Consider the following 271-nt stretch of genomic DNA (forward strand, 5'->3'; position numbering starts at 1 on the left):
TGATGTGCTCGCCCGCGAAATCCCTATGCTGTTAAAAGGAGAGCTCTATGCCATTACCTGTATTGCGGGTGGTATTGTTTATACACTTAGTGTGTATTTTTCATTTGTGACTGAGCTGGCGATGGTATTGGCAATGTTGATGACATTATTCTTACGTTTTTCAGCAATAAAATGGAAAATCACATTACACGTTTTTAAATATCCTGACTAAACTTACTTAATCATAGGATTGATTAGGATAAGGAATGTCATTAGCTCGTATATATTCTCG

Annotated in this window: 1 protein-coding gene; it reads left to right on the forward strand. The window is 36.5% G+C overall.

What is annotated here, in order from left to right; translation table 11 throughout:
* A partial coding sequence (locus R2R70_RS20365; protein ID WP_410978956.1) for a trimeric intracellular cation channel family protein occupies positions 1-211 on the forward strand: 211 nt, incomplete at its 5' end.
* Positions 212-271: the final 60 nt, after the last annotated feature.

The sequence above is a fragment of the Cobetia sp. SIMBA_158 genome, from assembly GCF_046566945.1.
Lineage (GTDB): Bacteria > Pseudomonadota > Gammaproteobacteria > Pseudomonadales > Halomonadaceae > Cobetia > Cobetia amphilecti.